The sequence below is a fragment of the Methylobacterium fujisawaense genome, from assembly GCF_039619325.1.
In the GTDB taxonomy this organism is placed as follows: Bacteria; Pseudomonadota; Alphaproteobacteria; order Rhizobiales; family Beijerinckiaceae; genus Methylobacterium; species Methylobacterium fujisawaense.
On the sequence record NZ_CP155000.1, the window covers coordinates 48289 to 67878 of the forward strand.

Below are 19590 nucleotides of genomic sequence, written 5' to 3' on the forward strand. Positions count from 1 at the left end.
GCATGGGCGCTACCCCTGTCTGCCAGATCACGGCTGCCGGCTGTATCCGCCCGACCTTTGCGGATTGCCTCGCCTACGTGCAGGCGTCCTACCGGGCGATCTATGGCGCAGATATGATCCTGGACGCGGCCAGTCAGGATGGCCAGTTCATGGCTCTGCTGGCGGCCGGCATCCACGATGCGAACGGCGAGACGCTGGCGGCCTACAACGCTTTCTCGCCCTCCACGGCGCAAGGCGCGGGCCTCTCCTCCAACGTCAAGATCAACGGCATCCGGCGCAAGAGCGCGACCTTCTCGACCTGCGATTTTCTTAACGTCGGGCAGGCCGGCATCACTGTGCCCGGCGGCGTCATCACCGACCCTGTCGGCAACCAGTGGTCGCTACCCGATTTCACCATCCCCGACGCGGGACAGATCACCGTTACCGGCACCTGTGTCACGCTCGGCGCCATCGCTCTCGCGCCCGGGGCCATTGATACCGCTAACGGCAAAGGCTCCATCGCCACCATCACCCGCGGCTGGCAGTCGGTCACGAACCTATCCGCCGCCGCGCCAGGGCAGCCCGTAGAGAGCGACAGCGCGCTTCGGCAGCGCCAGTCCGTTTCGACCGCGATCCCGTCTCAGAGCCTCTTGGAAGGGCTCTACGGCACTCTCTTGGCCGTGACCGGCGCCATCCGCTGCCGGATGTATGAGAACGACACCGATTACACGGATGCGAACGGGCTGCCGGGGCACTCCATCTGCGCTGTGATCGACGGCGGTGACGCTCAGGTGATCGCCGATATCATCCGCCGCAAGAAGGGCAACGCCGGCACCTACGGCACGACGGTGATGCAGAGCACGGACGCCGCCGGCATCGTGCGCAACATCGCCTTCTCGCGCTCGGTCGAGGTGCCGATCTCGTATGCCCTCCAGGTCCGCAAATTGGCCTCCTACACGGCTAAGACGGATCTGGACGTGCGGACGGCTCTCTCGGACTGGACTAACGCACTCGGCATCGGCAACAGCGTCTACCGCGATCAAGCCTATGTGCCCGCAAAGCTCAACGGAACGGTCGAGGGCATGGGCTACGAGATCATCTCGCTCGCCATCGCTCGCAATGGCAACGTGCCACTGCAGGCCGATGTGCCCTTGGCCTATGACGAGCGCGCAACCTGCGCGCCCGACAGCGTGACGACGAGCATCGTGCCATGAATGTCAGCTCACGCTATCCTCGTGCAGCTCGCATCTCCGATGATGCCTGCATCCGAGCGGCCGCGCCGAGGTCTGAGGGCGTGATCCTCGCACGCCCTGGGGATGTCCTGACCTGCCCTGACGGGCATCCTGTCTGGCGGATCGTCGAGAATGTGCTGACTAGCGACAAGGCGTCGCCAACTTGGTTTCGGCGCTTGGATTGCGACGAGCCTCCGGCCGTCGGTAAGGCGCCTCCTTGCCCAACTTGCGGATGCGAGATTTGCCCACCGATTGCTGACCAGCCTGGGCGGTACGCCATGTTCGTCAACGGCCAACTGGCTTGCTCGGCGCCCTGATGGCCTACTCGTCCGCCCCATCGACCGTCGACACGACGGATGTCACAGCCGACACTACGGTCGTCACGGTCGACCAGACCAACACGCGGACAGCCAACGACTATGCCGCGTTGATCACCCCGTGGCAGAGCACCAAGGCGCGGTTCGTCGCCACGGTGCGGGTCAACGTCCAGCCCTATGCCGACGCGCAGGCCGTCATCAGCACCCTGCCGCTGGCGTTCGACCTCGACTATGCCGAAGGTGCGCAGCTCGACGTCGTCGGGCAGTGGGTCGGCCGGTCTCGCCTCGTCCCGGTGCCGCTGCCCAACACGTTCTTCGCCTTCGGCGACCCCATCCTTGGCTTCGGATCCGGCTACTGGAGGAGTCCACTTGATCCCGGAGAGGGCATGTCCGTCCTGCCCGACGACCTTTACCGCCGACTACTCTACGCCAAGATCCTCGCCAATTCCTGGGACGGTACGAGCGAGGGCATTCTAGCCATTCTGCGGTCCTACTTCACGGACCCGGCAGCGCTAATCGTCGTGGACGATGCCGCCCCCGCAGCTTCGCCGATCAACTACTTCTCCTTCGGGGACGCTGCCCGCGGCTTCGGATCCGGCAAGTGGAAGGGACCAAACGTCCTCGGCGCACCATCGCTCGGGTACAGCTTGAAGGTCGGGTTCGCCGGTAAGCTTCCGGCGGCTTTGGATCTGTCTATCCTCGCTGCTGGGCTCTTCCCCATCAAGGCCATGGGCGCAAGGCTCACAACACTCGTCACGACCGTTGATCAAGCCCCGCTATTCGGTTTCGGGCCCGAAACCGAGAGTGTTGCCGGATTTGGCGCGGGTGCATGGGGCAACGCTCCGGCCGCCGTCGCCGCGCAAATCGCCGCTTAGCAGATCACCCTTCCTTCCCGCTCGCAGAACCGCAGCGCCTTTGCCGGCGCATGAGGGCGCTTTCGCATGCCGACCAACAATCTCCTCCCGTTCGCAACTGGCGATGGTGCGCTCGTTCTGAGCGATAGCGCCTATGCTTCCGACACTGCACGGCAAACAGGATTTCAGAACGGCATCGCAGATCCTGCGCACGTCAACAAGGTTTGGCGGCAAGGTGCGTTCGGGGCCTCTGTTCTTGGACAGGTGCTGGTGGCATACGGTCTCGTCGATGCGAACGATGATGGCGACGTAGTCGGCTTTGCTGCCAAGCTGCGAGCCTCTATTGCGGCGATGCTCTCAAGTGCCATTTTCGGCGTGGACACTTCCACGACGGCTAACGCCATCAGCGTCGCCCTCGACCCTGCCCCGCCCCAGCTAACCAACTATCGGCAGCTTTTCGTCCGGGTCGCCAACACCAACACCGGCTCAGTCACGATCGCGCTGAACGCCCTCGGGTCCAAGACGGCTGTTCGCAAGAATGGCACGCCCCTCCAGATGGGCGACCTTCTCGCTGGGCAGATCGCGCACTTCCTGTACGACTCCCAGGCTGGGCAATGGGTTCTCGCTGGCTTCGCAAATGGCGAGGTCCCGCGCATCACCACCACCGCGACGCTCTACGTTCGCACCGACGCGACCAACACATCGCCGGATGGCTCAGCCAACACCGCTGCTGCGGCCTTCCCGACGATCGCTTCGGCGATCCAGTACGGGGCCAACAGGTTCTATTTGCCCGGCAAGCCGCTGACCATTCAGCTCGGCAACCCCGGAACCTATGCGCCGCCCGGCAACATCAACGTCGGCGGCCAAGTCATCATTCAGGGCGATCCGGCGAACCAAGCTCTCTACAGCGCCTCGGGCGTCGGCCCTAGCGGGGGCGGCAGTTCGTTGTTCGGCGCGGTCGGGACGAACCTTTCGCTTAACGGCCTGACTGTTCAAAATACCGGGACGATCAATTCGCACCTCGGCGCGGTCGGCTCTGGCAGCATCAGTACGGGCAACGTGACGTTCGCGTCGAGCGTATCGACCGGGCAGCCTTACGTCCTCGCGACGCAGGGTGGCTCGGCCACGCTCTTCTCAGGGTGCATCGGGACCGGGTTCGCCGGCAGCATCTTCAACGCCTCCGGCGGCTTCATCACCTTGGCGAGCAACCTGTCGATCCAAGGGACCCCGTCGTTCACAAGCGCGGCGGCCATCGCAAGCGCGAATGGCGTCATCGCGCTTCTTACCGGCGTGTCTATTTCAGGTCCCGCCGTCGGCGCGCGATACCTAGCCACGACCGGCGGGCGCATCCTCGTGAATGGCGCCGGCCCCAACGTTTTCCCCGGCAACGCTGCTGGATCCGCAGACTCGGTGAGCACCTATGCCTAGTTATGATCCTCGGAATTGGTATTGGAAGGCCGACGACGACCGCCTGTACGGGTCAAAGGCTCAGAAGATCCTTGACCTGGATGACGCGGGGTTCGCGGACTGGAGGGCCATCGGCGGTATCCCGACCGTGTGGCCGCGGGACGAGGAAGGCAATCAGACGAACGCCTCGCTTCAAGAAGTGCTGACCCCGTATGGCCTGTCGGTCGATGGGACCCCGGTTATCTTGCCTATGAACTTTCTCAAATTCATGGGCCTGTTCACCTCAGATGAGCAACTCGCCCTTGCAGCTTCCAATGAGCCTTCGGTTCGTCTTTTTTGTCTAATGGCGGCCGGGGCCGAAGCGATCGACGTAACTGACCCTCGCACGATTAATGGCACTCAGCAGCTCGAAACGCTGAAGCTGATCGCGAAGGGCCGTGCGGCGCAGGTACTCGCCGCTAAGGCGCCCCCTGCCGCGCAGACTACTGAGGGATGATGATGAGCCTGCGCCTCGCATCGCTGCTGTTGGCCTTGGGGCTGCTCTTCTCGGGCAGCTACCCAGTCGGCGCTGGCCAGGATCCTGTCGTCGTGGGCGTAACGCCGAACAACGACAAGGGAGATCCATTCCGCAATGCGATGATTAAGCTCAACAAGAACGATAGTGAGCTTTACGGCACGCTCGGCTCGGTAAATTCGACCCTCGCCACCATCCGCGGGACGATGCCGGTTATCGACCCGAATGGTAAGCTGCGGTTCCCCTCGGGCCCCACCCTCGGCACCTACAATTCCCAAAGCGGCCAGTTCACCTCTCAGCCGTACAACATCCAGATCCAGGGCTCTGGGTCTACCGGTGACGTGTCGGGGACGAGCGTTCCAGCGCCGAGCAACGCCGCGGCCCAGAGCACCTTATCGTGGTTCATCGGCTGGCTCGCCGGCACCAACACCGTCGCCGATCTGCGCACCAACCTGCGCGCTACGCTGTTCAAGAGCGTTCAGACGCTCGGCTACGCGACTGTCGGAGATGGCGGTGGGGGGCGGTATTTCTGGACAAATGACACCACGACGGCGGATGACGGGTGTTCCGTCATCGTTGCGGCCGATGGTGGACGCTGGAAGCTCGACCTAACTGGGCCGCTCAGTCCGAAGACGTGTGGGGCGAGGTTAGACAACTCCGTCGATGATACCGCTGCGATCAACAAGGCCATCGCGGCAAAGGCGGCTACCGGCGGTGGGCGGGTTCAGTTCCCGGCCTTCACGGCGTTCAAGGCCGGCGGCGTCCAGCTCCGCAGCATGGTTGAGGTGGTCGGCCCCGGCCCGCGTGTCGGTGTCTGGTACTGCTCGGCCGACCCGTGCATCTCCAAGGTCGCTGGCGAACAGCTCTCCGGCGCCAAGTTTACGGACTTCCGTATTTTCCCGGGCAGCCTCGCGCTCTACACCGCGACAGTGATGTCCTTCGGGACGATGAACCATTCCGAGGTCGGCAGGCTACTGATCGAAGGGTTCCTGTCGAGCACCAGCGGCGCGACGATCCTCAGCCTCGGCGGCGAAGTCGCAACCAACATCACGGACAGCAATCTCGGGTCGAACGTGACGTGGAACCGCTTCCACGACATCACGGTCTACGGCTGCGGAATTTGCTGGATCATCCAGGGCAAGTATGGCTCCGGCACGGCGAGCGGCGGCAACGCGCCGTACCCGCTGGCCCAGGTCACGACACACAACACGTTCGACCAGATCAATTTGTTCTACGTGCAGAACAAGTGCATCTCGATCGTCAGCGCGGCCGACACCAACCTTTGGGTTGGGGGCATGTGCAACCTGCACGGCACCACCGTCATCGGGGTCGCGAATGGAGATGATCCGAACTACACCGGCAACACCTACGTTGGCGCCAACAAGTTCATCGGGTTCGGACTTTCCGCCGATGGAGGGCCGACCAGCCTGACGCTTTGGTCGTCGCAAAATTACTCGTCAGCCACTGAGTGCATCGGGTGTGAGAGTGACGTGGACCCGTCGCGCCCCGGCTATACGATGATTAACATGCCGAATGCTAAAAGCTACAGCATTTGCGGTAAGCGGCTCGACAACATCGGCAACGATTGGCTCGGCTGCCAACGCAAAGGCATCGCATGGGATCAGGCCCTGGTCGCCGGCAACCCGGGGACTGGCTTCAACCTGACGTGGCCGTCGCCCTACAGCAAATACATCCTGGCGGGCAGCGGCACGCTGGCTTCTGGCACGGTGGCTCTGCCTTGCAATCCGCCTAACGGGCTTCGTGCCGTTTTTGCAACCTCCGGCCTGACTGTCACCAGTCTCAGCGTGGTCTCATGCTCGGGCGCTGGCCAGAGCATCTACGGCTCGCCCGGCACGGTCAGCCAGACCGCCCCCATCGCGTTCCGCTACGATGCCGGCTCGAATGGCTGGTTCCGCGACTGACCTCCCCACCCGGCAGATCCCCGCTGCGAGACCCTAACTCATGGCGATCACCGCTAGCAGCCCCGACGCGTTCTTCGACGGGGAGGACTTCGCATGGGACTTCACCGTCACCAACGCGGACGGATCTCCGCTGGACAGCCTTCACCGTCACTACCGACGACACGATCACAGTCGGCACAACGGCCATCGCCTTCGCCAAGTTCGGCGCCGGCATTGCCTACACGGCCGGGACGGGGCTAATCCTCACGGGCACCCAGTTTGCGATCAACACGACGGTCGTCGCTCGGAAGTTCTCGACCAACGTCGGCGACGGATCCTCGACCACGATCACGGTCTCGCACAACCTCGGCACGCTCGACGTGGTGGCTCAGCTCTATCTGGTGAACACGGGGGAGACGGTGGAGACCGACACCGTTCGGCCCAGCACTGGCACGGTCGCCTTTACGTTCGCGACTGCGCCGGCGGCCGGCGCTCTCCGCGCTGTCATCACGGGCTGAGCGATGCCCCGCAAGCAGCTTGGCAGGGCTGCGGCTGCCGCCAACGACCTGATGACGCGAGCGGACGTGCTTGCGCTCGCAGGTCGACACGCCAAGTTCACCGGCACTCTGACGACGGCCCTGACCATCAGCCTCGGTACGACGCAGACCGTGACGCTGGCAGTGTCTCCAGTCGTTGCAGGCGACAGCCTCGCAGCCGGAGAGGACATCTCCGTTCAGCCGACCGCTGCAATCCCCGGCGGCATCAACCTCGCTTGGTGGTACGTCTCAGGGGCGAACCAAGTCGCGCTGGGCTTCACGTCGTCTGCGCTGATCAGCCTGCCGTCTCCGTCGATCCCGTTTCGGGTGACAGCGCACCGGTAGGCTCAGAACGCGACGTTGATCTTGTAGATCCCCTTGGCGCCTTCCATCGGGATCGGCTCCCGAGCATCAATCTCCTCGTTCTGCATCCGCAGCATCGAAAGCCAGCCCCAAGCCGTCTTCGGGACCCACTCAATCCGCGCGCTCATCCGCGCAGCCTTCTGGGCTTCTGTGAGTGGATGCGCGACCGTCTCAATGTGTTGCGAGAAGTCGTACAGATAGCCCGTGATGCGGTCGCAGTTTTCCTGAGGATCGCGCGTCGGGCAATGCTCCATGATGAAGCGATAGAGATCGTCGGCCATCGACTTCTCAAGCTCGGCCGGCGTCATGTCGCGAAAGTCGGTCATCCTTCCCTCCTATGCCTTGGCAGGCTCTGCGAGGATGGCACGAGGCATCAGCCGGGCAGCTTCGGGCCAATCAGGCGCACGGTCATCTTCCGATCTCGCTTGTCAGCCTCCGATAGCTCAACGACCTCAAGGTGCGGCGGGCTCATCAGGCTCCACAAAGCCTCGTTGATGACGGCCTGAGCTTCGCCAACTGTCTTCGCGCCCGAAGCTTTCAAATCAGCTTCCAGCAATGCGGCCAATTCTCGGACTGCGTAATCGCGCTCTGACATCCGCACAGCTTATCACATCGGAACCCCGCATGCATCGCATCCTCGCGGCGCTGGCACTCGCCTGCGCGCTCTCCACCCCTGCCCATGCCGCCAGCGACGGCACCGAGCCCGATCCGGTGCTCACGCCGGGGGCGGTGAGGACGACTGACCGGGCTGAGATCGTGGGCGTGAACACCGCGACGGTCCGCAACGTCACGGGCGCCGAGAAGCTGGCCGTCTATCGCCGCTACGGGATGAAGGGTCCGCACGATGCGATCCCCGGAACGGACCACATGGCGCCGTTCGAGATCGACCACCGGGTTCCGCTCTGTGCCGGCGGGGCCAACGACGTGACGAACCTCTGGGTCGAGGCCGGCGACGGACCTTGGACGTTCCACGATAAGGACCGCTTGGAGGACCGCGTCTGTCAAAAGCTCAAGAAGGGTCTCATCACCGTTGAGCAGGCCCAGGCCGTGTTTCTCGGCGACTGGAAGGCTGGCTACGTCGCCGAGTTCGGCGGCGCCCCGCAGCATGACGGAGCCGGCCGATGACCGCTTCGCTCGACCGCGCTGTTTTCTTCGACCGCGTCCGCAAGCCCCTGTTCGGCGGCAGCCTGACGGCTGAGCAGGTCCAGGGCATGGATGCGATCTTCGACGCCTGCCCGGCTGCGCTTCCGACCGATCCGCTGGCCTACGTCCTCGCCACAACGATCCATGAGACGGCGCGCACGATGCAGCCGATTGAGGAGTACGGGCGCGGCAAGGGGCGGGCTTACGGGAAAACCGGGTTCTGGGGGCGCGGGTTCGTCCAGCTCACATGGGACTACAATTATCGCAAAGCCACGACGGAGCTGCGCAAGCTCGGCGTGCTGACGGCGGCCGAAGACCTCGTGAAGACCCCCGCGCTGGCGATGCGGATGGACGCGGCCGCCACCATCCTGTTCCACGGGATGATCTCGGGCTGGTTCACGGGCAAGAAGCTGTCAGACTACTTCGGCCACGGCAAGAGCAATCCGAAGGCCGCCCGCGCCATCATCAACGGCACGGACAAGGCCGCGCTGATCGCCGGGTACTTCAATCAGTTCAGAGCCGCGCTGATCGCCGCGAAGCACGGCGCCGTCACTGAGCCAGCCGCAGAAGCCTCGACGCCGCCAGCGGCCTCCGTAGCCCCCGCCAAGCCCAAGCCGGTCGCGGACAAGCACGCCGTGGAGCCGAAGAAGCCGGTCCCTGTGCGGAAACGAGCGGCACCCGTGCATCACGTCGTTCAGAAGGCGAAGCACCGCTGATGTCCAGTCACCCCGGCTGGCCGACCGCCTTCGCCATTCTGTTCGGCTCTGCGGTGGCTCTGGCGATCCTGTTCGGCGTCGCCGCTCAGTTTCCGAGATGATGTCAGTGCGGGCCGGACGCTACTCCGGCTATCCGGTGCAGGATGCGAACCTGCAACTACGCTGGTCCTTCGAGCCGCCTTTCGGCGGAGTGCCATGCTCGCCCAGCTTTGCCTTACGACTTTCAGCGTCTTCCGGTAGGCACCTTTTCCGCCAACCGCGCGTGTCTGCTTTCCACGCCGCCGCACTGACCTTCAGAACATAGCACTTCCGCGCGTTCAGGCAAAGCCGCCGCGCTTTCAGTTAAAGGCCAGCGAACCTGTGCAATTTTTGCATGAGTTGCCCCTAACCCACTGATTTCATTCCGTTACGGGATAACCCGTTTCGGCTTTTGCGTCCGTACCGGCGGCTCCGGCAATCCCACATCGCGAGAATTCTCATGACCCGCACCCTCGTTCGGGCGCTGGCGCTTGGCTGCGTCGGCGTCGCCGTGTCTGCCTGCAACCTCACCGCCAGCCAGGGCCAGATCAACGACGCCCTCAACGGTGGCGTTACGACCCCCGCCGGTCTCTCCGGCGTCGGCCTCTCGACTGCCCAGATCCAGAAGGTCACGGCGATCATCAATCAGGTCCGCACGGCCACCAAGACCGCCTGCGGCTTCCTCCCGACCGTGACCTCGGTTCAGAACATCATCGTCGCCCTGAACCCCGATATCGCCTCGGTGAGCGTGCCGGTGACGAAGGTGGCGCAGATCGCCTGCACGGCGCTGAGCAACGCGGCCCCGACCTCCTACACGGCCGGCGAGGCGCCCGAGAAGGCGAAGAAGGCCCCCGCCAAGGCTGCCGAGCCGAAGGTCGGTGAGACCGTCACCAAGACGATCATCGTGAACGGCCAGCCTGTGGCTGTGACCGGCACGAAGACCAAGTGAGCCGCGCCATGGCTCGCAAATACCCGTTCCCCGTGCCGTACAAAATCACGGCCGGGCAGGGCGCGCTGATCAGCATGGCCCTCAACACGAAGCCGGTCCACGACGCGCTCCCGCGCCTACGGCAGGACGTCGTGGCGAAGCTCCAGGCGTGCAGCTTCTTCAATCACCCGACCTTCACCAAGGACGAGCTGGACAGCATCCCAGCCGACCTCTGGCGGCAGCTTGAACCCCATCTCGGTTGAGGACCGCATATGACCCAACAGAAGCCTGTCGCGCCCACTGAGGCTGCGACCACCAAGGCTGTCGTCTCTCCGCAGCTGATCGCGATGGTCTGCCTCGTGATCAGCTTCGTGGCCGGCATCCTCGCCAGCCGCGGGCTCATCACCAAGGAAACGCTGGCCTACCTCGGCACGGCGGAGTTCCAGGCCGTCGTCGGTAGCATCCTGCTCGCGGGCGCCGGACTGTGGGGCCTCATCAAGAACCGCCCGCACGGCATCATCCAGTCGGCGGCCGATCTCCCGCAGGTCGATGCGGTGGTGACGAAGCCGAAGACGGCCTCCGAAATCCCGCTTTCGAACGTCGTCCCGTCCGTGGCCGAAGCCGCGAAGCTCCCCGGCATCACGCAGGGCTGATCCAGGCCGCCGTCGCTCGGCCAAAGGCGATGCAGCGTGGCGCCAGCCGTCTGCCGGGAAGCTTTCCGGCTAGCGCCACTGACCACAGCAGACGCGATGAGGACCGCGCCCACCATGGCTGATTGCACCCTGTGTCAGAACCAACCCGCACGGCAAGCCTGAACGATGCTGATAACGGAGGCCTTCGCTCAGACGGCCGAAGCGACCAAAGCCGCCGCAGACGCCGCAGACGTCCTGTTCCAGTACAAGGTGCTCGGCGCCTTTTGCGTCCTGCTCCTCATCGCGGTCGGGATCCTATTCTGGCTGCTGATCCGCTCCTGGGAGCGCACCGGCAAGCTCACGGAACTGGCGACCGGCGAGGTATCGGCCCAGAAGACCGCCACGCTGGCGCTAACCGCCACGCTGGAACGGATGCAGTCGGCCCAAGCGGCAGCCGCCGAAGCCCTGCGGGAGCAAGCTCACGAGACCGCGAAAGAAATCAGCGAAACGCGCCACGCGGTCGCGAACCATCACGCGGGGGTCAATGCCGTCGTCAACCTTCTCGTTCGTCATGATCGGGGAGCAGCATGATCGGGAGACGCCTCATGTCATGGCTGTATCCGACGCGCGTCAAGACGAAGCTGGAGCGCTTTGAGGCTGCCATCGCCGAGAGCGGGGAAGCCCATGAGCGGGCTCAGAAGGTCGCCAGCGAGGTCGCGGCCTCTACCGTCGAGGACCGGAAGAAGATCGAAGCCACCCGCCGTGAGATCCGCCGCCGCAGCGATCAACGGCTCGAACGACAGCGGCACCGCGCCGATCAGGAGCCGGGTCTCGCCGCTGCCATTGATGCCCTGAAGCTTCTGGAGCGCCGACATTGACCTTTGTTGCCCGCTTCCGCCGGAGCTTGGTGCTTCTGTCGGCGCTCGGACTGGCGGTTGCTTACTGGATCGTCGCCCCGTTTCTCCCGACGAACGAGCAGACCGAGTGGCTTCGCGTGTTCATGATCGTGATCAGCGGCACCGGGATCCTGATCTGCACGCGGTCGTTCTTGGCGATCATCATGAAGCCAGCCCCGGTGTCTGCTCAGCAGAGCGTGATCGGGCTTTTCCTCATCCTTCTGGGCCTCTTCCTCGGGGGCATCTGGCTCCTGCTGTGGCGGATGACCGGTTTCCCCGAGTGGATGATCAAGAGCGACATGAACGGCTTCCTGCTTTATCTTCTCGGTCTTGGCGCCATGTTCACCGTTCTGGCGGTCAAGACAAGCGACGAGGGGAGGGCTCGCACCGATTGGCGCCGGGTCGCCATCATACTCGGCGTGACGCTGGTGCTGGGGATCGCCGTCGTTCACATCCGACCCGATGTCCGGCCCGTGGTGGAATGGCTCAAGGACCGGGTCTCCGATCTGCCGGCCACCCACATCCAGAACTCCGGCCTCGGGCAGAGCATCGCCCTGCCGGTCGGCATCGCGCCGCCTGAGTAGGCGGAACCGCGCTTCTCCCCGCGCGTCGTTCCGGTATCCCCGAGAAGACCCGAGCCCGGCCAGCGAACGCTGCGTCGGGCTTTTGCGTTTTCGGCCCTCAGATCCGCACGGACCCGCGGCCACGCGGCGGCTCGTTGTCCGGCACCTTGAACACCCGTTTGAACAGGCGCTTAAACTCCATCCATGTGTCCGACGCCTGCATCAAGCCCACGACCTTCGACAAGTGCTTTTCAAGATGCGGGTTGCCGATCTCGTCGGTGAGAAATTGGTGATGCTTGAATTTGCGCTTGCCGTCGATGTCCTTCGGGTTCTGCGTCCGAAGCTGCTCTAGCACGCCGTCCGGTAGTCGCTCATAAACCAGTGCGTTGGTGAGCTTGCCGACGTACCCCGGCTTGGAGCGGCTGGCCGGGTCTAGGCCGTCCCAGCCATGAAGCCGGTAGATCTCCTCGTAGAACTCCAGCGGAAAGCGCTGAGCCCATGGTAGCAGTTCTTTCGAGATGTACGCCTCTAGGATCTTGGCGAGGGCATCGCGCTTGCGAACCTGCTGATAGCCGGTTGCCTCATCGACCAAGGCGACAATGCCGACCCGAGCGAGGCCGCGCATGACAAGTTCGCACTGGTAGGCAATCGGCATCTGTTGCGGTTGAAGCGCCCTGGCATCCCGAGCGGACAGGACAGCTTCGCACAGCATGACCAACGTGTCGGCCTCATACCCGTAGGCCTGATTACCGCTCGGCGTGCGGAAGTGAACGGGGTTCCGGACTCTATCGGCTAACTCATTGTCAATAAACGGCTTTATGATCTTTCCGGCCGCAAAAAGCTCCATCCGACTCATGCCAGCGCGCATGCTGCCGCCCTGTGCGATCCCAAGTGCGGCCTGCATGCCGCTCGCGGACAGGATCCGACGCTCGTCTTCAAGAACGAAGCAGGGCAGTTCCATATCGCCGATGCGGACAGGGCGATCATCTGAGCCGAACTCGGCCTTGGGCAGGAGCGCTCGGTTCGGATCAGCCTTTGCCCATCGCCGCGACCTGCGCCTTCGCACGCTCAAAGGCCTGCCGCGCGACATCCGCAAGCCTGTCTGGGTCATCGCCTTGAGCGACCACCTCGGCACGCAGCTCTTCAGGGCTCATCGCCAGTATCCGCTCAACGTGCATGTCGATCACGTCGGGGTCGTCTTCCGGGAGCCGGTCAGTTGAGCGTGCCAATCTCGCCTCCATAGCTGTCGAGTTCGGTCGCCGCGCCGTCAGCCGGGTGCAGGTTTATGCTGTCGCAGTGCGGGCAATGAAGGCCGCCGTCGTGCATGCGGATTTTGCCGAAGCGGAAAGTTTGCGAGCACGTTAGGCAGCACCAAGGCTGCTGCATCACGTCGGGCTCGTCGTCTTCTGCGGGGGAGGGGCTAGGCATCCGATAACTCCCGCAGGACATCCTGCTCGCAGTCGTGGACCTCTGCCGAGATGCCCATCTCGCCAATCGGGCCGTAGCCCTCCACGAACTCCTTCGGCAGATATGGGCTGAGTTCGGCGACGCCACGGGCCACGAGCTGCGCAAGGTGCTCGGCGTGATCGTCCAGACCGTACAGCGGGTAGAAGTCGCGCCGGAAGTCGGCCATGAACTCCGGTGTGAACTTTGCCGGATCCAGCTTAACCCGCACGATCTGGCGGACCTCGACCTCAAAGGTCCGGAGCTTAGGCTTAACGGTTGTCTCGGCCATGGTGTGTCGCTCCTGGGATCAATCGTCGAGCTTTTCGGCCGAGGCTTCCGTGCAGACCCCGTAGGCAACGTTGCCGCGGTTCGTGTACTCGTGGACCTCCCATTCCTCGATGTCTTTGGCGCTGTAGTTGAGATCTAGCGCCTTCTCGATAGCCTCTTTCTCAGAGTCAGCCTCGACATCCGCCACCACGTAGCCGGTGATCGGGAGCATTACGCTATAGGTGGCCATCATTCTCTCCTTGTCTGCGGGGAAGGGTTAGGCGATTTCGACGCCTTCCCAACGGTGCCAATTTTCGGTCCACGCCTCGACGGTTTCCGGCTCACCGGTCTCTTCGTCGTGGCGGATGCAGGCGGGGTGATGCACGGCTTCGGCAGGCAAGATGACGGACCGCACGCCCTCAATGCTGTAGGCCGTGCCCGGCCCGAAACAGCCATTCCGTGGTGACTTGAAAACGACCGGCTGTGCGGGGTCGAAATCCTGCAGGCGTGCGATCAGCTCGCCTACAGTGAGCGTCGGGGTCGGGGCGTCGCTCTGCGCGTAGAAGGTCCGTGCCATCGCTTCTCTCCTATCTGTGGGGGAGGGTTAGGCGGGGTCAGGGACGCTCGTGCTGAGCCGCAACGCCGGCATCGACCTTCGCCTGATGGCGCTTGTCAAAGTGGGCCTTTGACAGCCCTTCGATCCGGGTCAGTTCGGCCTGGGCGGCGAGATCCAGCCGCACACCAAGGCGACGGCCGAGCGCAAGGGCGCACGTCATGACGCCGCCCATCTCCTGCCTCGGGTCGCCGGCCGGCTTGGCGTTGACGTGCTGCACGAGATCGTTGGCGCGGCGGATCGCGACCTCGGGATAGCAGCCGGCCGCCGCATAGATCGCCTGCTGCATCTCGATAGCCTCCTCAAGAAGGCGGTCTGCTCGCTCCATCGCATTGTCGAGGCTGTCGGCGCCGAAGCGGTCCGTGACCCAGGCCGCAATCCGGGCTTCATCTGCCTCAATGCCCTGCCAGCCTGGCGTCGCGGGCTTCGTCAGGGTCGCGTATCGGGTCAGAACCGAATGCAGAGCAGCGCTGGCTTGGCTCAGCGGCTCGAACAGCGCTTCGGCCGCAACATCGCCTGCTCCTGCGTCCTCGATCTCGTCGAGCAGATCTTGGACCAGTCCATCGAGCTTCGCGAGCTTCATGCGATCAATCGTGCCGTCCGACATTTTGTCCCTCCGAATGCTGGTGTTGGTCCGCGTCCCGCGCGATCTCACGCTCGGGCACGAGGTTGTCGATGTGCGTGGTGATCGCGATCTCGGGCTGATCGTCCCACCGGACGAACGCGATATCGGTCCAGTCAGGGGCCACGCCGATCAGAACACCGCGCTTGAATGCGGCCTCGCCAACCACGAAGCCGCCACGCGCATGGCCGGGGAAGTGCGCCATCGGCTGAGAAGCTAAGTAGCGGGCCGAGTAGGCGACCCGCTCGTGGATGGCGGGGCGGCTCATGCCGCCCTCTGGTATCCGCGCTCCTCGCAGTTCTTCCGGGCGGTGTGCAGGTTCCAGAGCATCCCGTCTCGGCCCTTGTTGCCGATCATGCGAACGACGATCGGGCTGTAGTGCTCGCCGATGGTGCGCTCGTCGGTGAGGATCGTAACGACGCTGTTGTCGGTGCCGGGGATGCGCTCGACCTTGATGACGTTCTTGCTGACGGTGCCGCACTCGTGGCGCTTGGTGAAAGTCTCGGTGTGGAGGTGGATGTTGGCGGTGCGGGTCATCGGTGGGCTCCGTCTCTGTTGATTTGTTTTCGCATATGCGTTATCGGTCGTCAATAAGGCATATGCGAAAAAGAGGCGGAGTTGAGCGAATTTCCCATATGCGATAGCCGCGGACGGATGGGCCGGAAGATGCGCTATCCCGACAAGATCATCGCCCCGCTGCCGGCGGGGTGGATCAAGCGCATGGAAGCCGTGCTATCCGAGGACGAGGATAAAACGGACTTGCTGCGGGAGGCCGTGATGCGGGAGCTTGAACGCCGAGAGGCCATGCCAGCCCGCGAGCGCACCAAGCCCAAGCCGGACTAACCGCCCGAACCTCCGGTTAGGTAGTGCTCTTCGGTTCGCTGAACCGGTCGGCCCTGAACGGAAATCGAACATCGCCCGATTTCCCCCTTCGAGACCTAAGGCCTTCACCAATGATTTGAACGGCTTGGGTGGGGGTAAGAACCTTGACATGGTAGGGGTCACAGGTTCGATCCCTGTCGCGCCCACCATCCAACCGAGCGAGGTTGGATGGTTTTTTTGACCGAAGACGGTTTTCTAACAGGTTCCTCAGGTTCGGCGAATCTGAGGCGGGTTCAGCGGGCATCAGCCGCAGGTTCGCGTGGCCACCGACCCGACCGTCTCCGAATTCCGGAAAGCCGCTGAGGTCACCGATCAGGAGATCGATGCTGCGGTCGACGCGGTGCCGGCCGACCTCGCGACCGACGCGTACCCGCTTGCGAAGGGTTGGAGCCTCGACCTCGTCGTGACCATCCGAACGCACGCCCATGCGGCCGATGCGCTCACCACCGACACGCCAGCCTGGACGCGCACCATGGTCCGGACCGCGATCCTGCTGGCGCACCCGGTGAACGGATGAGCGAGCCCGAGGCCGATCTGGATCGCGAAGCCACCGCCAATCGCCTGATGCAGCGCCTGAGCGGCTTCGCGCAGGGAATCGGGATGAGTGGCACGGACGCCCGCCAGATCATCGGCCGCGTGATCGCATCCGATCCGTCGGCCGGGGACGGGGAACTGATGGCGAAGGCTCGCACCTGGATGCTGATCGCGCTGGGGTAGCGATCTGCCGACGGCCCCATCGCCGCGAGGCGCTCGGCCGCGTCAGGGCATTCGCCCACGCGTGATGGCGGCCTGTGTGGTTGAGCCGCCAGAAATCTGTCCGGCGGATATCCACCCGGTGCGGGCCTGACGAGGCGGCCCAGACGGTCGATCCGGAGACTTCAAGCAGGCGGCTTGCGGGTGCTTCGCGGCGGCACCGCCCGCTTCCGCACGCCGCGAGCCAAATCACGGAGCGTGGTCAGGCGTATCGGCGTTTCCGCTTCCGATCTTGCCAAGCCGACGCGATGCGGCATCGCGCGTCCACCAACGAAACCTGTGTTGCGGTGCGACAGAGATTGATTTCGACCCGGCGGGATCAGCAGTGGACCGACAGCGTTCTCACTATTGCTGGCAAAGATTCGCGGAGCGTCGTCATGGGTCTCACCGCATTTGTTGTCTTCGTCGTCCCGTGGGTGGTGCTGGCGGTGTATTTCACGCGCACCCCGACGGCCCTTCGCCTGGGGGCCGCCCCCGCTCCTTGGCGGCCGCTGCCGACCCACAGGGAGTTGGCACAGGCCCAGCGGCAGGCGACGCACCCGAACCACGGGCGCAATCCAGATCACGGCGGCATATTGAACCGGGACGGGCACGGTCCGGTGGATTTGCCTCGCGGTGGAGCGCTCGGTACGAGCGTGGAGCCCACCGAACCGGACGACAAGGTCGGTTAGCGTACCGCAGCGCGCGCGGCAGCATGCGATCACGAGGGCCGCGGACCCGCCACGCGCAGGCTACCGGCGTTTCGCTGAGCTGCGTCGCGTAGCGCAGCGATCCCGCGCGGCCCCACGGACACCATCGGACCGCGCCGGAACAGCGTGGGGCGGACGAGCACCGCGCACAGGCCGAAGAAGCCGCGGGCGGCCGCAAACAACCCGGCGGCTCTCCAGGGCGAGCGATGGATCCCGACCCCGGTCACGGCGATGCGCTCCCGTCTCCCTTCGGCCCTGTCCGGCGATGCGAAACAGGGTCTCTCAGAGCGCAGGCGAAGCGTCCGGGCTTCCTGTCGCAGCGCCCACGGGGTCGGCCGCGCCGTCGGCAGGGATCGATGCCGTAGGGGTGTCCGGGCGGCGGCGCGTCCGGTCGCGTGTTTCGTCCGGCCGCACGCGATCAAACGTCTGCGTCACCGCGTCCAGAGCGGACGAGGCGCCTGCCATGAGGGCGAGCGCCATCGCCGATCCGACCGAGGTCAGGAAGACGACCGTGGCGATGACTTGCGGAGCGGTCATGGCGCACCTGCGCGGGTGCATCGCGCTGACGATGGGCCCGGATGGCCGCGGCGGAGGCTTCGGCGTCGGATGAGCACGGGCCGTGGCGGAGCGGGGTCGCCCGCAGGCCGGACAGGCGCCCGCGTCATCGCGCCCCCAGGAGCAGGCGGTCCAAACCCGAGGAGAACCTCAACTCGATCCTCCGGCCATCGCGCCCGACGACTTCGCACGGCTGGTTCAGGAGCAGGGCGATCGAGATCAGGCGCAGGGTGTGCGGCGGCATCGCCTCCGGATGAAGCTCGATCATCGCACCGGATGCCCTGAGCTCCCAGATGAGACAATCGCAGCATTCCGGCGGGCGCCCGAAGAAAATCTGCCCGGTCTTGAAGGCAGGCCTCCAGGGCTCGTCCAAGCGCTCCTCGGCCATCGTGACCTCCTGACGAACCAGCCATCGCGTCCTGCGACGATCTGTATTCGCGTTCATTCCCCGCGCGATTTCGGTATCAAACGTCACATCCGGCAGCGCGGCAGCGGCCTCGGGGCGCAGGCCCACCGGGTCCGTTCGACGGCACCCGGCCGCGCGGATTCGGGCCCGGCGCGTCCCGCGCGGTCGAGCCTGCGACGGGGCCTCGATCGCCAGGGCCGGATCCCACGGGGCGGCGGAGCCCATCGTGTTAACATTCTACAATCGGCCAGCAGCGCATTTAATTGTTTGTTAACTATTCTAAACAGTCTAGGCGGATCGGAATTGGATCGAGAGGGAGCAGAGGATCCGTGAGCGAGCTGCAGAGGCTTCTGAACGACCCTCGGTTTCGACCCGCAGACAAGACCCAGCGCGACTCCGGCGCCGGGCCCGAAACCAACCTCGGCAACGTCCTGCGCGTCGTCTCGTCGCTGCACGCACGGGCCGAGCTTCAGAAGCCGCCGGCCTCGCCGCAGGATTGGGACGCCCTCATCCTCCGGGTCCAGGCCGCAGCCCGCCAGGCCCGCGAGATCGAGGCGCAGGCCCGTGAGCGGGAGGCGCGCATCGAACAGGTGCTGGATCAGGTGCGTGAGGAGATCCACGCCTCCAACGAGCGCGCCCGGACGGCGGAGATGCAGGCGCGCGAGGCACAGGTGCGCGCCGAGGCCCAGGTCCTCGCCGCGGAGGAACGCGCCAGGGCCGCCGAGGCCCGCGTCCGCGCCGCCGAGGACCGGGCGCGGCAGGCCGAGGAATGGCTGGAACGCGTCCAGCAGGCGATCCTGTCCGAGTTCTCGGACCTCACCGATCAGGAGGCGGCATGAGCGGCGCCGCCCGGGCGCGGGCCGAGACGATGGAGTCCCATCCCCTGACCTACCCGGTCGGGCCTCGCGACGGCGACGCCGCGCCGATCGACCGGGTCGTCGCCCTGTTCTCCGGCGCCGCTTCGGCCGGGCCCGCGGCCGAAGCGGAGGCGGATGACTGGTCGGCCTCCCTGACCGCCGTGCGCGGCGTCGCAGCGCGGGTCCGCGGCCTGCAGGCGAGCGCCCGCGAGTCCGTCCGGGAGGCGCAGCATTCGGTGCGCGCGGCCGAGACGGCACGCCGCGCCGCGGAGGACCGGGCCCGCCACGCTGAATCGCTGCTGCGGGCGGCACTCGAGCGGGCCGAGCAGGCCGAGGCGCAGGCCCGTGCGGCGGCCGAACGGGCCGAACGGGCCGAGGCCGAGCGGACGGAAGCGCGGGGGTGGCTGCGCCGGATGCACGAGTGCATGGTCAGCGAATTCGGCGCCCTGTCCGAGGCCGCGGATCAGCCGTGAGCCGGCGCGCAGCGGCCCCCCGGTGTCC

At 65.0% G+C, this 19590-nt stretch carries 33 protein-coding genes; 20 read left to right on the top strand and 13 right to left on the bottom strand.

Features of this window, described 5'->3' with window-relative positions; genetic code table 11:
• Nucleotides 1–2 precede the first annotated feature (2 nt).
• From ABC766_RS00405 to ABC766_RS00430, 6 genes are all read left to right on the top strand, one after another.
• Nucleotides 3–1193 carry a baseplate J/gp47 family protein gene (locus ABC766_RS00405; RefSeq protein ID WP_345820532.1) on the top strand — a complete coding sequence of 397 codons (1191 nt, stop codon included), beginning with the start codon at nucleotides 3–5 and terminating at the stop codon, nucleotides 1191–1193.
• A gap of 334 nt (nucleotides 1194–1527) precedes the next feature.
• Nucleotides 1528–2403, top strand: coding sequence for a DUF2612 domain-containing protein (locus ABC766_RS00410; protein ID WP_345820533.1), 876 nt, complete (start codon nucleotides 1528–1530; stop codon nucleotides 2401–2403).
• A gap of 66 nt (nucleotides 2404–2469) precedes the next feature.
• Entirely contained in the window at nucleotides 2470–3810 is a 1341-nt protein-coding gene (locus tag ABC766_RS00415; RefSeq protein ID WP_345820536.1) for a hypothetical protein, read from the top strand.
• Nucleotides 3803–4285 (top strand): hypothetical protein, encoded by a 483-nt coding sequence (locus tag ABC766_RS00420; RefSeq protein ID WP_345820539.1) that lies wholly within the window; start codon nucleotides 3803–3805, stop codon nucleotides 4283–4285. Before ABC766_RS00415 ends, ABC766_RS00420 begins: the two co-directional genes overlap by 8 nt.
• A gap of 2 nt (nucleotides 4286–4287) precedes the next feature.
• A complete protein-coding gene (locus ABC766_RS00425) occupies nucleotides 4288–6225 on the top strand; it encodes a hypothetical protein (protein WP_345820540.1) in 1938 nt (645 codons plus the stop codon).
• A gap of 500 nt (nucleotides 6226–6725) precedes the next feature.
• Nucleotides 6726–7085 carry a hypothetical protein gene (locus ABC766_RS00430; protein WP_345820542.1) on the top strand — a complete coding sequence of 120 codons (360 nt, stop codon included), beginning with the start codon at nucleotides 6726–6728 and terminating at the stop codon, nucleotides 7083–7085.
• A gap of 2 nt (nucleotides 7086–7087) precedes the next feature.
• Here the strand turns inward: ABC766_RS00430 and ABC766_RS00435 are convergent, their stop codons facing one another.
• Together ABC766_RS00435 and ABC766_RS00440 are read right to left on the bottom strand one after the other, a co-directional pair.
• Nucleotides 7088–7429, bottom strand: a complete 342-nt coding sequence (locus ABC766_RS00435; protein ID WP_345820544.1) for a hypothetical protein — start codon at nucleotides 7427–7429, stop codon at nucleotides 7088–7090.
• Nucleotides 7430–7476: 47 nt separating this feature from the next.
• On the bottom strand, nucleotides 7477–7698 hold the full coding sequence (locus tag ABC766_RS00440; RefSeq protein WP_345820546.1) for a hypothetical protein: 222 nt from the start codon (nucleotides 7696–7698) through the stop codon (nucleotides 7477–7479).
• A gap of 29 nt (nucleotides 7699–7727) precedes the next feature.
• On the opposite strand from ABC766_RS00440, the gene ABC766_RS00445 reads away from it, so the two are divergent.
• The 8 genes from ABC766_RS00445 to ABC766_RS00480 all read left to right on the top strand — a co-directional run bounded on the left by ABC766_RS00445 (nucleotide 7728) and on the right by ABC766_RS00480 (nucleotide 12020).
• Nucleotides 7728–8228 carry an HNH endonuclease signature motif containing protein gene (locus ABC766_RS00445; RefSeq protein WP_345820547.1) on the top strand — a complete coding sequence of 167 codons (501 nt, stop codon included), beginning with the start codon at nucleotides 7728–7730 and terminating at the stop codon, nucleotides 8226–8228.
• Nucleotides 8225–8962 (top strand): hypothetical protein, encoded by a 738-nt coding sequence (locus ABC766_RS00450; protein WP_345820548.1) that lies wholly within the window; start codon nucleotides 8225–8227, stop codon nucleotides 8960–8962. Before ABC766_RS00445 ends, ABC766_RS00450 begins: the two co-directional genes overlap by 4 nt.
• A gap of 478 nt (nucleotides 8963–9440) precedes the next feature.
• Nucleotides 9441–9929, top strand: coding sequence for a hypothetical protein (locus tag ABC766_RS00455; RefSeq protein ID WP_345820551.1), 489 nt, complete (start codon nucleotides 9441–9443; stop codon nucleotides 9927–9929).
• 8 nt (nucleotides 9930–9937) lie between these two features.
• Entirely contained in the window at nucleotides 9938–10171 is a 234-nt protein-coding gene (locus tag ABC766_RS00460; protein ID WP_345820553.1) for a hypothetical protein, read from the top strand.
• Nucleotides 10172–10180: 9 nt separating this feature from the next.
• The gene (locus tag ABC766_RS00465; RefSeq protein ID WP_345820557.1) at nucleotides 10181–10561 is read left to right on the top strand and encodes a hypothetical protein; all 381 of its coding nucleotides are present in this window, start codon (nucleotides 10181–10183) and stop codon (nucleotides 10559–10561) included.
• A gap of 165 nt (nucleotides 10562–10726) precedes the next feature.
• Nucleotides 10727–11131, top strand: coding sequence for a hypothetical protein (locus tag ABC766_RS00470; protein WP_345820559.1), 405 nt, complete (start codon nucleotides 10727–10729; stop codon nucleotides 11129–11131).
• Between the two features lie 14 nt (nucleotides 11132–11145).
• Complete coding sequence (locus tag ABC766_RS00475; RefSeq protein ID WP_345820561.1) at nucleotides 11146–11418, top strand: hypothetical protein; 273 nt, start codon at nucleotides 11146–11148, stop codon at nucleotides 11416–11418.
• A gap of 29 nt (nucleotides 11419–11447) precedes the next feature.
• The gene (locus ABC766_RS00480) at nucleotides 11448–12020 is read left to right on the top strand and encodes a hypothetical protein (protein WP_345820563.1); all 573 of its coding nucleotides are present in this window, start codon (nucleotides 11448–11450) and stop codon (nucleotides 12018–12020) included.
• Nucleotides 12021–12117: 97 nt separating this feature from the next.
• On the opposite strand, the gene ABC766_RS00485 is transcribed toward ABC766_RS00480, so the two are convergent.
• From ABC766_RS00485 to ABC766_RS00525, 9 genes are all read right to left on the bottom strand, one after another.
• A complete protein-coding gene (locus ABC766_RS00485) occupies nucleotides 12118–12960 on the bottom strand; it encodes a P63C domain-containing protein (protein ID WP_345820564.1) in 843 nt (280 codons plus the stop codon).
• A 67-nt stretch (nucleotides 12961–13027) separates the two neighbouring features.
• A complete protein-coding gene (locus ABC766_RS00490) occupies nucleotides 13028–13186 on the bottom strand; it encodes a hypothetical protein (RefSeq protein WP_345820566.1) in 159 nt (52 codons plus the stop codon).
• A 25-nt stretch (nucleotides 13187–13211) separates the two neighbouring features.
• Nucleotides 13212–13427 carry a hypothetical protein gene (locus tag ABC766_RS00495; protein WP_345820568.1) on the bottom strand — a complete coding sequence of 72 codons (216 nt, stop codon included), beginning with the start codon at nucleotides 13425–13427 and terminating at the stop codon, nucleotides 13212–13214.
• Nucleotides 13420–13734, bottom strand: a complete 315-nt coding sequence (locus tag ABC766_RS00500) for a hypothetical protein (protein ID WP_345820570.1) — start codon at nucleotides 13732–13734, stop codon at nucleotides 13420–13422. The genes ABC766_RS00495 and ABC766_RS00500 overlap by 8 nt, the downstream gene beginning before the upstream one ends.
• Nucleotides 13735–13752: 18 nt before the next feature.
• Nucleotides 13753–13962 (bottom strand): hypothetical protein, encoded by a 210-nt coding sequence (locus ABC766_RS00505; protein WP_345820572.1) that lies wholly within the window; start codon nucleotides 13960–13962, stop codon nucleotides 13753–13755.
• Nucleotides 13963–13989: 27 nt separating this feature from the next.
• Nucleotides 13990–14289 carry a hypothetical protein gene (locus ABC766_RS00510; RefSeq protein WP_345820573.1) on the bottom strand — a complete coding sequence of 100 codons (300 nt, stop codon included), beginning with the start codon at nucleotides 14287–14289 and terminating at the stop codon, nucleotides 13990–13992.
• Between the two features lie 37 nt (nucleotides 14290–14326).
• Complete coding sequence (locus ABC766_RS00515) at nucleotides 14327–14932, bottom strand: hypothetical protein (RefSeq protein WP_345820574.1); 606 nt, start codon at nucleotides 14930–14932, stop codon at nucleotides 14327–14329.
• Nucleotides 14913–15215 carry a hypothetical protein gene (locus ABC766_RS00520; protein ID WP_345820576.1) on the bottom strand — a complete coding sequence of 101 codons (303 nt, stop codon included), beginning with the start codon at nucleotides 15213–15215 and terminating at the stop codon, nucleotides 14913–14915. The genes ABC766_RS00515 and ABC766_RS00520 overlap by 20 nt, the downstream gene beginning before the upstream one ends.
• Nucleotides 15212–15484, bottom strand: coding sequence for a hypothetical protein (locus tag ABC766_RS00525; RefSeq protein ID WP_345820578.1), 273 nt, complete (start codon nucleotides 15482–15484; stop codon nucleotides 15212–15214). Before ABC766_RS00525 ends, ABC766_RS00520 begins: the two co-directional genes overlap by 4 nt.
• A 129-nt stretch (nucleotides 15485–15613) precedes the next feature.
• On the opposite strand from ABC766_RS00525, the gene ABC766_RS00530 reads away from it, so the two are divergent.
• The 4 genes from ABC766_RS00530 (at nucleotide 15614) to ABC766_RS00545 (ending at nucleotide 17253) form a co-directional block, all read left to right on the top strand.
• On the top strand, nucleotides 15614–15790 hold the full coding sequence (locus ABC766_RS00530) for a hypothetical protein (protein WP_345820579.1): 177 nt from the start codon (nucleotides 15614–15616) through the stop codon (nucleotides 15788–15790).
• A 298-nt stretch (nucleotides 15791–16088) separates the two neighbouring features.
• Nucleotides 16089–16346: a hypothetical protein gene (locus ABC766_RS00535; protein ID WP_345820580.1), complete on the top strand. Its 258-nt coding sequence runs from the start codon at nucleotides 16089–16091 to the stop codon at nucleotides 16344–16346.
• Nucleotides 16343–16546 carry a hypothetical protein gene (locus ABC766_RS00540; protein ID WP_043345991.1) on the top strand — a complete coding sequence of 68 codons (204 nt, stop codon included), beginning with the start codon at nucleotides 16343–16345 and terminating at the stop codon, nucleotides 16544–16546. Before ABC766_RS00535 ends, ABC766_RS00540 begins: the two co-directional genes overlap by 4 nt.
• A gap of 413 nt (nucleotides 16547–16959) precedes the next feature.
• Nucleotides 16960–17253: a hypothetical protein gene (locus ABC766_RS00545; protein WP_075380087.1), complete on the top strand. Its 294-nt coding sequence runs from the start codon at nucleotides 16960–16962 to the stop codon at nucleotides 17251–17253.
• A gap of 300 nt (nucleotides 17254–17553) precedes the next feature.
• On the opposite strand, the gene ABC766_RS00550 is transcribed toward ABC766_RS00545, so the two are convergent.
• Nucleotides 17554–17808, bottom strand: coding sequence for a hypothetical protein (locus ABC766_RS00550; protein WP_043379566.1), 255 nt, complete (start codon nucleotides 17806–17808; stop codon nucleotides 17554–17556).
• A 124-nt stretch (nucleotides 17809–17932) separates the two neighbouring features.
• Complete coding sequence (locus tag ABC766_RS00555) at nucleotides 17933–18340, bottom strand: hypothetical protein (RefSeq protein WP_345820582.1); 408 nt, start codon at nucleotides 18338–18340, stop codon at nucleotides 17933–17935.
• A gap of 221 nt (nucleotides 18341–18561) precedes the next feature.
• On the opposite strand from ABC766_RS00555, the gene ABC766_RS00560 reads away from it, so the two are divergent.
• Both ABC766_RS00560 and ABC766_RS00565 read left to right on the top strand, forming a co-directional pair.
• On the top strand, nucleotides 18562–19071 hold the full coding sequence (locus ABC766_RS00560; protein ID WP_043345988.1) for a hypothetical protein: 510 nt from the start codon (nucleotides 18562–18564) through the stop codon (nucleotides 19069–19071).
• Nucleotides 19068–19562, top strand: coding sequence for a hypothetical protein (locus ABC766_RS00565; protein ID WP_279897999.1), 495 nt, complete (start codon nucleotides 19068–19070; stop codon nucleotides 19560–19562). Before ABC766_RS00560 ends, ABC766_RS00565 begins: the two co-directional genes overlap by 4 nt.
• Nucleotides 19563–19590 lie beyond the last annotated feature (28 nt).

What these genes read in the sequence shown, in the direction of transcription:
- ABC766_RS00405 (WP_345820532.1), top strand. Translation starts at nt 3, where the DNA reads ATGGGCGCTACCCCTGTCTGCCAGATCACGGCTGCCGGCTGTATCCGC.
- ABC766_RS00410 (WP_345820533.1), top strand. Translation starts at nt 1,528, where the DNA reads ATGGCCTACTCGTCCGCCCCATCGACCGTCGACACGACGGATGTCACA.
- ABC766_RS00415 (WP_345820536.1), top strand. Translation starts at nt 2,470, where the DNA reads ATGCCGACCAACAATCTCCTCCCGTTCGCAACTGGCGATGGTGCGCTC.
- ABC766_RS00420 (WP_345820539.1), top strand. Translation starts at nt 3,803, where the DNA reads ATGCCTAGTTATGATCCTCGGAATTGGTATTGGAAGGCCGACGACGAC.
- ABC766_RS00425 (WP_345820540.1), top strand. Translation starts at nt 4,288, where the DNA reads ATGAGCCTGCGCCTCGCATCGCTGCTGTTGGCCTTGGGGCTGCTCTTC.
- ABC766_RS00430 (WP_345820542.1), top strand. Translation starts at nt 6,726, where the DNA reads ATGCCCCGCAAGCAGCTTGGCAGGGCTGCGGCTGCCGCCAACGACCTG.
- ABC766_RS00435 (WP_345820544.1), bottom strand. Translation starts at nt 7,429, where the DNA reads ATGACCGACTTTCGCGACATGACGCCGGCCGAGCTTGAGAAGTCGATG.
- ABC766_RS00440 (WP_345820546.1), bottom strand. Translation starts at nt 7,698, where the DNA reads ATGTCAGAGCGCGATTACGCAGTCCGAGAATTGGCCGCATTGCTGGAA.
- ABC766_RS00445 (WP_345820547.1), top strand. Translation starts at nt 7,728, where the DNA reads ATGCATCGCATCCTCGCGGCGCTGGCACTCGCCTGCGCGCTCTCCACC.
- ABC766_RS00450 (WP_345820548.1), top strand. Translation starts at nt 8,225, where the DNA reads ATGACCGCTTCGCTCGACCGCGCTGTTTTCTTCGACCGCGTCCGCAAG.
- ABC766_RS00455 (WP_345820551.1), top strand. Translation starts at nt 9,441, where the DNA reads ATGACCCGCACCCTCGTTCGGGCGCTGGCGCTTGGCTGCGTCGGCGTC.
- ABC766_RS00460 (WP_345820553.1), top strand. Translation starts at nt 9,938, where the DNA reads ATGGCTCGCAAATACCCGTTCCCCGTGCCGTACAAAATCACGGCCGGG.
- ABC766_RS00465 (WP_345820557.1), top strand. Translation starts at nt 10,181, where the DNA reads ATGACCCAACAGAAGCCTGTCGCGCCCACTGAGGCTGCGACCACCAAG.
- ABC766_RS00470 (WP_345820559.1), top strand. Translation starts at nt 10,727, where the DNA reads ATGCTGATAACGGAGGCCTTCGCTCAGACGGCCGAAGCGACCAAAGCC.
- ABC766_RS00475 (WP_345820561.1), top strand. Translation starts at nt 11,146, where the DNA reads ATGTCATGGCTGTATCCGACGCGCGTCAAGACGAAGCTGGAGCGCTTT.
- ABC766_RS00485 (WP_345820564.1), bottom strand. Translation starts at nt 12,960, where the DNA reads ATGGAACTGCCCTGCTTCGTTCTTGAAGACGAGCGTCGGATCCTGTCC.
- ABC766_RS00495 (WP_345820568.1), bottom strand. Translation starts at nt 13,427, where the DNA reads ATGCCTAGCCCCTCCCCCGCAGAAGACGACGAGCCCGACGTGATGCAG.
- ABC766_RS00500 (WP_345820570.1), bottom strand. Translation starts at nt 13,734, where the DNA reads ATGGCCGAGACAACCGTTAAGCCTAAGCTCCGGACCTTTGAGGTCGAG.
- ABC766_RS00505 (WP_345820572.1), bottom strand. Translation starts at nt 13,962, where the DNA reads ATGGCCACCTATAGCGTAATGCTCCCGATCACCGGCTACGTGGTGGCG.
- ABC766_RS00510 (WP_345820573.1), bottom strand. Translation starts at nt 14,289, where the DNA reads ATGGCACGGACCTTCTACGCGCAGAGCGACGCCCCGACCCCGACGCTC.
- ABC766_RS00515 (WP_345820574.1), bottom strand. Translation starts at nt 14,932, where the DNA reads ATGTCGGACGGCACGATTGATCGCATGAAGCTCGCGAAGCTCGATGGA.
- ABC766_RS00520 (WP_345820576.1), bottom strand. Translation starts at nt 15,215, where the DNA reads ATGAGCCGCCCCGCCATCCACGAGCGGGTCGCCTACTCGGCCCGCTAC.
- ABC766_RS00525 (WP_345820578.1), bottom strand. Translation starts at nt 15,484, where the DNA reads ATGACCCGCACCGCCAACATCCACCTCCACACCGAGACTTTCACCAAG.
- ABC766_RS00530 (WP_345820579.1), top strand. Translation starts at nt 15,614, where the DNA reads ATGCGCTATCCCGACAAGATCATCGCCCCGCTGCCGGCGGGGTGGATC.
- ABC766_RS00540 (WP_043345991.1), top strand. Translation starts at nt 16,343, where the DNA reads ATGAGCGAGCCCGAGGCCGATCTGGATCGCGAAGCCACCGCCAATCGC.
- ABC766_RS00545 (WP_075380087.1), top strand. Translation starts at nt 16,960, where the DNA reads ATGGGTCTCACCGCATTTGTTGTCTTCGTCGTCCCGTGGGTGGTGCTG.
- ABC766_RS00550 (WP_043379566.1), bottom strand. Translation starts at nt 17,808, where the DNA reads ATGACCGCTCCGCAAGTCATCGCCACGGTCGTCTTCCTGACCTCGGTC.
- ABC766_RS00565 (WP_279897999.1), top strand. Translation starts at nt 19,068, where the DNA reads ATGAGCGGCGCCGCCCGGGCGCGGGCCGAGACGATGGAGTCCCATCCC.